Here is a 7832-nt window from a genome sequence, read left to right as displayed (position 1 = left end):
TGCCTGTAGGCCGGGTTCTAATTCCACATGCTTGCTACCTGCACAGATTCGTACCGAATCACGAGCGACCTGCGAAAACGCTTCCGTTCGTTGCCATCGCTTGCCGGCGTTTTCCGTAGCCGTGTGCCCCCAAAGTGCCCCCGCGAATGTCTAGGAGTTTGAGCATCAGGTCCTGCAGCAATTCTAGAAACTCCGCTGGCAGTCATCTGCGATCTCGACAGTTCAGGCCCGACGTTTTTCAAATTTTGATCTATAGTACTGAGGTCGAACTTCGTCAAGATCAATCCACTCTAGGATATCCAAGCACGTCTCCTTGTTACTGTCGTTGGCATTGCTTAGAATTACCCAGATTCCTTCTCTAGCCTTCAGCTGGCACTCCTCTCCGAGGCGGGTGCGACCAATAGCCATTTCGCTATGATGTGATTCTCCAGCAGTTACAACCCACAGCGTCATGGATAATACGTCACGCGCGTATTCTGATAGGTCACCTGCAAGTGCTGCCAGTATCACACTGACCGCTGGAACAGCCGCCTCAAAGAGATTTCCTTCGATCTCAAGATGGCTGGCGAAGGTGCAGTTAATGGCCTCCGCAGCAGATTCCGCCGTAATGATCGTGGTGAATATTTCGGGTACGTGATCAGCCGTCTCCCCGCAGCCACAGCGGAGATTCGACCAGTCATGTCGATCCAGTTCGGCCCGTACAAGTTTACTTACGCGTGCCACTATTTCCCTCTCTGGCTTATCTCAACCCATCGCCCCGGGGAGCTGGCTCTCCGCTGATCAAAATTGAGCCTGTGAGCTATGGTGCGCTATCAGGACTTGAACTGGAACCTTTTCCTTATCAGGCAACGGCGACACGCGTTTGAACTGGTCTCGTAGAGTCGCCGCCTGCAGGTTCGTCCGGACCACAGACATCCCGATCCGCAACGTCAAAGCCAACCGGCCCCGCAAGGCCACCTATGTTTCCTAGATCACCTGTCGCCCATGTCCTGGGACAGAAACGTCAAGCATCTCGTGGGACTAGACAGCTACGGCATTGCGCCTCACGACCGGCCAAAGCCCCGGAAGACACCGTCGTCGTCCACCGAGTCGGCGAACTCGAAGAAATCCATGTTGCTGATCGAGAGGTTGTTTTCGATCCCCCAGAACTCGGTAGCGATCATCCGGAACCGACGGCCGCGCTCCTTACGCAAGTCAACGATAAGGAGCGCCATCTCCGGCGAGACAATGGTGTCTTGGTCGACCACGGCGAGAAGATCCCCTGGGGGGTCTAGGGCTAGCAACTCGTCGGCTGTGGTTCCCGCATAGGCCGGATCGTCGAGGAATTCCGCGTATGCCACGAAGCCCTCTTCGGTAGGGGTCTCGATCGTGCCTCGGACCGCCTCCCACGCGACCTGGTTGGAGAACTCGATGCGAACGACCAACGGACCTGTGCCCTGGGGAAGCGGCTTCATCGGATCCTCCCGGAGTCAGCGGTGCGGATGAGTCATCGTATGGAAGCCCTACGACAGAAAGCGTTCCGGTCCAATCAGTCGGCGTCAGCCATCTCGCTAGATAGATCGCTATGTGGGCTCGGTCGTCTCTGACCGAATCCACGCCAGGTAGTCCGGGTTGCCTCGGCCACGAGTCGATCACCACGACGGTTGACCTCTACGGGCACCTCGTGCCAGAAGCCTCCGAACGAGCTCGTACGGCGCTCGACAACGCGTTCCGTTCCGCGCTCGATGTGCCCCCAATGCGCCCCGATCATGAATGAGGCGGGGAGAATCCCAGTTCAGGCGGGGAAACAGCGGACGAGTCGGCCTGTAGGCCGGGTTCTGATCCCAGCGTTTCTCTGACCTGCGACTGCCCTCCGAAACTGGGCCTGAGCTGGGATTTCATGTTTCAGCAGTTGCCAACGGTTGTGGGCATCATTCGCGCTCTGGCGGAACAGAGACGGAACAGGGGCCGCACCCCTTCGCCGACGCCCGGCACGATAGTGAAGTGGCAACTTACACCAACCTCGTCTTTGTGAGCGATGACGACCTACAGTCGGTCGCGGCCGGGGTGACGTTGGCACTGGGGGTGACTCTCGAGTGGCGCGAGAGCTGGTATCGCGGCGGTGACTACCTTCTTTCCACTGGCGGATCCGGGGAGGAGAGAACGTCGGTCCAGCGAAACGCGGAAATGGATGAGCTCGCCGAGCCGGATTACCCCGATGCGCTCACTCTCGTTCGAGTGGAGGGACGAGCCGACCGGAGGAGATTGAGCACCGCCTTGGCCAAATCAGCTTGACCCTGATCCGCCGGTCCACTTGGGATGAGCCTGACCGAGGCAAGTGAACAGGACTGCAAGTCGCGGACGCTTCCGCCAGCAGCTGTGTCCCCGTCCACCCAATTGCCGTCGACCCACCGCGGACCGGCAGCTGGCCGATGACGGGAAGCCCGGCCGGACTCCCCCCGCCCCCGATAGCTGCCAGACATTCGCGACCGCCGCCCGGGTTCTGTCAACTGGTGCTTCGCGTGTCCATGTTCCCGGTGACCTTCCGCGCGCGCTGGTCGCCCTACCTGCACAGCGCCGGTTGACAGGTCTCGGGTGCCGCGAATACTCGGGCAGCGGGGGCGGGGGGACCCTGCATCGATCCAGCTCAGCCAGCTACGGCCGAAGTCAGCGCGGCCGTTATTCCCCCGAAGCTGGGAGCGCGCCCGCCGGAGGCCCATGTGTCCGCCGGTACCTGACAGCTGTTCCAGCTCAGCCCGACGCCCCTGTGAGCGGACTTGTAAGGTACCGGGTGTTGCCTGCCCCGTTGGCCTCACCGCCGAGGGGAGTAGTAGGGCGGACCAGTCGCACGTACGGTAAGGGCATGCGAAACCGCCCGAGCGGCGTGGTGGCGATCTGGGAGGAAGCGACGCGGGAATTCGCCTTCCTTACGGAGAACTACGACTTCCTCGGCCCCGAACTGACCGACGACGGTGTGGCGTACCACCGGCCGGATCTGCACATCGGCGTGACCTGTACGTGGTACAAGGGCGAGTGGGACTTCACGACATATCTCTGGCCCGCCCATGATCCCACTCGCCTTCGCAGGGGCGTCTCCCTTGCGACCCTATACGTGCGGGAGGGCTACGGCCCGGCACAAGCCGTCCCCGAGTCCGGGACGCCGCCGACCCGCCACCTGATGGTCAAGCGAGTCCGGCAGCACGCGGCCGCCCTGCGCGCCGTCATGCCCCGGCTACACGAAGTCGACGAGTTCGCGCCGCAGGCCTGACCTCCCAGCGCTCTCATTCCGGAAAATCGCGACGGTCGCTGTCCGTAGCGTCCGCGAGGACTCCATCGTCGTGGTGAACGGGTTGGGCGGCCTGGACATGACCACGACCGAGGGCAAGGTCATGGTCACTTTGCTCGCCGCGTTTGCAGAGTGGGAGCGCGACCTGATCTCACGGCGCACCCGCGAGGGGGTGGTGGCCGCCCGCACCAAGGGTGTACGGCTGGTCGGCCTCCGGTGCTGCCTGACGAGGTGGTGTCCCGGATCATCGCCGAACGAGAGGGGGGCTGTCGCCTGGCGGCCCTTCCCCTCGTCCGCGCCAGCCGTCCGGCGTTCTTTGCGCGCTGTCCGCCGGGAGCGCCAGCGGGAGGCGGCGGCGTGCGCCGTGACGGCGGCGCGTGCGGCCCGGTTAGGGCCGCCTTGAAGACGTACAGAAACTTCTCACAGGGGCCCCTGTTGTGGTTTGTCCTACCTCGGCTGATGCTTGACACGGCGACTTCGGTTGATGCTTTACACCACGTCGGCTGACCTGGCTTTTATGTGATCGATGGCGATCACATGGGGGGTTCGGGTTGGCGCTGGTGGAGCTGAGCGTCATGGAGCAGCGGTATCGCGCTGTGTTGGAAGTAGAGGCAGGATCCCGGTGACCGAGGTCGCCGAGCGGTATGGGGTGTCGCGGCAGTCGGTGCATGCGTGGGTGCGGCGGTATCGCGCCGGCGGGTTAGGCGCTTTGGCTGATCGCACGCACCGACCGGATACGTGTCCGCATCAGACGGCTGATGTGGTGGAAGCGCTGGTGTGTGAGCTGCGTCGGCAGCATCCGCGGTGGGGGCCGCAACGTCTGGCCTTTGAGCTGGACCAGCGGGGTGTCGGGCCGGTGCCGTCGCCGGCCACGCTGTATCGGATCCTGGTCCGCAACATGCTCATCATGCCCGGGCAGCGGCGCCGTCCCCGCTCGTCGTATGTCAGCGGGATCGACGACCATTCCCGGTTCATCGTCATCGCGCACCTGTCCGCTGGGAGCGTGAAGCCCCGATGGAGCTGTGGCAGTTTGACGAGGCGATGCGCACCTTCGGTGCGCCGGAGGAAGTGCTCACCGACAACGATGAGCTTCAGCTCTCGCCCGTCGGTCAGGAACACCCCGCCCATGACGGCAAGCAGTTCACCGGGCGGTTCACCAAGCCACGCCCGACCGAGGTGGTGGTCCGTGCGTCGGGTCGGGCGGTTTGTCGGGCCTTCGCGCAGTGCTGTTCGAGCGGATCTGCCGGGACAACGGCATCACCGTCCGCAACACCAAACCCCGGTCCCCGACGACAACCGGGAAGATCGAACGCTGGCACAAGACCGTGCGGACGGAGTTCCTATCCGTCAACGAAGCTTTCGTCAGCCTGGAGCATGCGCAGACCGCGCTGGATGCCTGGGTGAGCAGCTATAACACCGTCCGCCCGCATCAGGCCCTGGAGATGGCCACCCCGGCCAGCCGCTTCGTCAACGGATCCGCACCGGCTCCCACCGCCTGCTCCGATGTGCCGTTGCGGCTGCCTGCTGAACTGGCGGCGCTGCCTGCGGTATCTCCCTCGGCCGGCACTCGAGATGCGAACACCCGACCACCGCGGGTGGCCAGTGACGGCCCCGTCGCTGTGGTCCCCACGGGTGGGGTCCCAGTCGCGGTGGAGTTCGACCGCCTCGTGCCAGCCAGCGGGAACATGACCGCCTGCGGACGGCAGATCTGGCTGGGCCGCCAACGGGCCGGGCACCAGGTGAGCGTCTGGGTCTCAGCCACCACCTTGCACGTATTCTCCGGCCAGGAGCTTCTCAAGACCCATCCCGTGCTGCTCACCGATGGCGACCTCGCCCGGCTGATCAGCCAAGGCGGACGTCCGGGACGCCCATCCCCGGCCTCAGCCCTGCCTCCAGGGCCATTGCCAGCCGATGCTGTGGTCGAGATCGACCGGCAGGTCACAGGCGCCGGATGCGTCAACGTCGCGGGCAAACTGATCGGCGTCGGCCTCCCGCTGGCCGGCAAACGCGCCACCCTCCGCATCAATGCCTCGCTGATGCACGTCATCGTCGACGGCACGCTGGTCAAGACCCTGCCCAGCCCGTTCACCGGGCCCCAACTGCAACGACTGCGCGGCGCTCGCCTGAGCGGCCTGACATCCGCCGCCCAGGCCGCCGCAGTCCAGGTCGAACGGGTGGTCTCCCACACCGGCTCAGTGAAAGTCGCCGGACGCAAGCTGCGGATCGGCAGCATCCACCGCGGCAAGGTCGTCACCATCGTCTTAGAAGAGACCCAGTTCCGGATCCACTACCAAGGCCAGGAACTCTCGGTCCATCCCCGCACGATCGTGAAGGAGGTCAAACGACTACGAGCAAGCGGCAACATTGACTACGGAACCTAGGCCAGGTGGAAAGCATCACCCGAGACCAATCCGTCAAGCATCAACCGAGGTCTGACAGCCCCTGTTGTGGTTCTGTCCTACCTCGACGCCCGCTCGGCGGCAGAACCGGATGACCGGAGTGGCGCCCATACTTGGAGCATGACAAACCAGAGCGACGGCCTTCCCGTGCTGGTTATCGACGGAGCAGACTTCTCCGACTTCGACGGCTTTGCCCGCGAGTTCTCGCGGCTACTCTGCAACTACACGTGGCGGGGAAATCTGGATGCCTTCAACGACATTCTCCGAGGGGGGTTCGGGACGCCCGAGAACGGGTGGGTGCTGCGGTGGCTCAACTCTGACTCATCTCGGGCCGCGCTCGGCTACGAAGCGACAGCCCTATGGCTGGAGGTGGTTCTCCTCACCTGCCATCCGTCGAACCGTTCGAATTTCGAGGCCAGGATCAGCAGCGCGCGGCGCAGCGAGGGTCCGACCCTGTTCGACGATCTCGTCGAAATCATCCGCGACCACGGCCCAGGCGGTAACGAGTCCGAAGACGGCGTCCTCCTGGAGTTGGTCTAGTTACTGGGCGGGTGGATCCCACGGCTGACGGACTGCTGTTCACGCGCCTGGATGGTCTCGATCGCCTGCGCGAGGCGGTCACGGAGGGTCTTCGCGTTCGGCAATGTGATCAGCAAGTCCACATCGAGCCCGAGGCCGTCGTCCCACGCGGCCAGCTTGATCAGATTGTGCGCGTCAGTTGTCTCGACGATCATGACAGCTGTGTTTTCACTTTCGCCCTGGTCGTTTGCCTCGAAGCCGTCCAGGGCGGGAATGGGGTCTCCGATGGTGTTCCAGGTGATCACTGGAGGACCGTATGCGAGCGAGAGTGATTCCGACAAGGACGGTACCCGTTCCGAGGGCTGTAAAGGCCGTGGGCCTCTCAGCTAGGACAAGCCAACCAAGGGAGACGGCGACGACTGGGAGCAGATAGGTAACCACGGATCCGACCACTGCCCCGTCCTCTTCGATGATCCGGTAGTTCAGTACGTACGCGACTCCTGTTCCGAGTACACCGAGGATGACGATCGGGACCAGGGCATCCGGCCGGACAATGATCGGACGCATGCCATCGATAGGTGTGCTTGCGAGCAGAAGTCCGGATGCGGCGGTGAGCTGACTGGCTGAGAGCGCGATTGGCGGCATGCCTCGGTTAACCAGAAAGCGATCCATGTAGAGGTAGCTGATCGCATAGCACACCGAGGCGAGTAAGCAGGCGAATCCACCGAAGGTCATGAGCTGGGTACCCGTGGACCAGGGCGTGAAGATCACGACTGTTCCAGCGAATCCGAGCAGGAGGCCAGCCGTTCGGCGAACCCCGATCGCTCGGTCATGACCGATGGTGTAGGCGAGCAACATCGTCCACAAAGGAGTTGTGCAGTTGATGATGCCTGCCGTCGATGATGAGACGGTCTGCTCTCCGATCACAAAGAGCAGATAGGGCGCCGCGTTAGCGAACAGGGCTGCGACCGTGAGGTGTCCCCATAGCTTCCAACCTCGGGGCAGTCGTCGCCCCTGGGCGTAGACCACGATGACCAGAACGAGCGCGCCGAGGACGAGGCGCATCAGGGTGACCTGAGTAGGCGAGAAGCCACGTAGGGCAATCTTGATCCAGAGGAATCCACTCCCCCAGATCAAGGCGAGCGCACCCACGCGGAGTAAGCCCTCAGCGCGGACGCGGGTCATTCCACGGGCACGTCGTAGAGCAGGCCGGTCATGTCAGCGCGCATGACGAACCGGGTGACCTCGTACGGCTGGCCGTCCTGGTCGACGCTGGTGTGCCAGACATCGATCACTGGGACTCCGGGCGGCAGGCGTAGGTGCTGGGTTTCCTCGGCGCGTGGCATCCGGGCGCTGATCTCCTCACGGATGTGCTTCATGGTGTGGCCCTTGTCCTCAAAGACCCCGTGAATGCCGTACTGGTGCGGGACCTCGTCCTTGAGCAGGCCGGTGCCCTTGGCGATCGTCCACGGAATGTAGGTCGTGACGCGCTGCACGGGGTCATCGTCGGCCCAGAACACATTCTCGCGTTGCAAGACTGACTTCGCCTTGGCCGAGACTCCAAGCCGATCGGCCACTGCCGGCCGCGAAGAACTCGCCCACCAACTCGCCACGAATAACGCGCTAGTGGCTGCGTGAACTAGGACCGT

Annotated in this window: 10 protein-coding genes and 1 pseudogene; 6 read left to right on the top strand and 5 right to left on the bottom strand. The window is 63.3% G+C overall.

Annotation, left to right across the window (positions count from 1 at the left end; all coding sequences use genetic code 11):
- Positions 1-222 precede the first annotated feature (222 nt).
- Positions 223-723 (bottom strand): hypothetical protein, encoded by a 501-nt coding sequence (locus Psi02_RS21540; protein ID WP_203976823.1) that lies wholly within the window; start codon positions 721-723, stop codon positions 223-225.
- A 320-nt stretch (positions 724-1043) separates the two neighbouring features.
- A complete protein-coding gene (locus Psi02_RS21535; protein WP_203976821.1) occupies positions 1044-1454 on the bottom strand; it encodes a DUF6924 domain-containing protein in 411 nt (136 codons plus the stop codon).
- 529 nt (positions 1455-1983) lie between these two features.
- Between Psi02_RS21535 and Psi02_RS21530 the strand changes: the two genes are divergently transcribed.
- The 6 genes and pseudogenes from Psi02_RS21530 to Psi02_RS21510 all read left to right on the top strand — a co-directional run bounded on the left by Psi02_RS21530 (position 1984) and on the right by Psi02_RS21510 (position 6204).
- Positions 1984-2274: a hypothetical protein gene (locus Psi02_RS21530; RefSeq protein WP_203976819.1), complete on the top strand. Its 291-nt coding sequence runs from the start codon at positions 1984-1986 to the stop codon at positions 2272-2274.
- 568 nt (positions 2275-2842) lie between these two features.
- Positions 2843-3247 carry a hypothetical protein gene (locus tag Psi02_RS21525; RefSeq protein WP_203976817.1) on the top strand — a complete coding sequence of 135 codons (405 nt, stop codon included), beginning with the start codon at positions 2843-2845 and terminating at the stop codon, positions 3245-3247.
- 70 nt (positions 3248-3317) lie between these two features.
- A complete protein-coding gene (locus Psi02_RS21520; RefSeq protein WP_203976815.1) occupies positions 3318-3668 on the top strand; it encodes a recombinase family protein in 351 nt (116 codons plus the stop codon).
- Between the two features lie 123 nt (positions 3669-3791).
- Positions 3792-4142 (top strand): annotated as a pseudogene (locus Psi02_RS41310) (helix-turn-helix domain-containing protein); the annotation flags it as partial.
- A 346-nt stretch (positions 4143-4488) separates the two neighbouring features.
- Positions 4489-5646 carry an integrase core domain-containing protein gene (locus tag Psi02_RS41305; protein ID WP_203976813.1) on the top strand — a complete coding sequence of 386 codons (1158 nt, stop codon included), beginning with the start codon at positions 4489-4491 and terminating at the stop codon, positions 5644-5646.
- Between the two features lie 138 nt (positions 5647-5784).
- A complete protein-coding gene (locus tag Psi02_RS21510) occupies positions 5785-6204 on the top strand; it encodes a barstar family protein (protein ID WP_203976811.1) in 420 nt (139 codons plus the stop codon).
- On the opposite strand, the gene Psi02_RS21505 is transcribed toward Psi02_RS21510, so the two are convergent.
- Genes Psi02_RS21505 through Psi02_RS21495 form a run of 3 tightly spaced genes read right to left on the bottom strand, consistent with a single transcriptional unit; the run spans position 6201 to position 7760 of the window.
- Entirely contained in the window at positions 6201-6488 is a 288-nt protein-coding gene (locus tag Psi02_RS21505; RefSeq protein ID WP_203976865.1) for a hypothetical protein, read from the bottom strand. The genes Psi02_RS21510 and Psi02_RS21505 overlap by 4 nt on opposite strands.
- Positions 6412-7368 carry a DMT family transporter gene (locus tag Psi02_RS41100; RefSeq protein WP_373317648.1) on the bottom strand — a complete coding sequence of 319 codons (957 nt, stop codon included), beginning with the start codon at positions 7366-7368 and terminating at the stop codon, positions 6412-6414. Before Psi02_RS41100 ends, Psi02_RS21505 begins: the two co-directional genes overlap by 77 nt.
- On the bottom strand, positions 7365-7760 hold the full coding sequence (locus Psi02_RS21495) for a UTRA domain-containing protein (protein WP_203976807.1): 396 nt from the start codon (positions 7758-7760) through the stop codon (positions 7365-7367). The genes Psi02_RS41100 and Psi02_RS21495 overlap by 4 nt, the downstream gene beginning before the upstream one ends.
- Positions 7761-7832: the final 72 nt, after the last annotated feature.

The organism is Planotetraspora silvatica (assembly GCF_016863315.1).
Classification (GTDB): Bacteria; Actinomycetota; Actinomycetes; order Streptosporangiales; family Streptosporangiaceae; genus Planotetraspora; species Planotetraspora silvatica.
The sequence above is the reverse complement of the archived record's forward strand: the minus strand, read 5'-3'. Positions and strand labels throughout refer to the sequence as shown.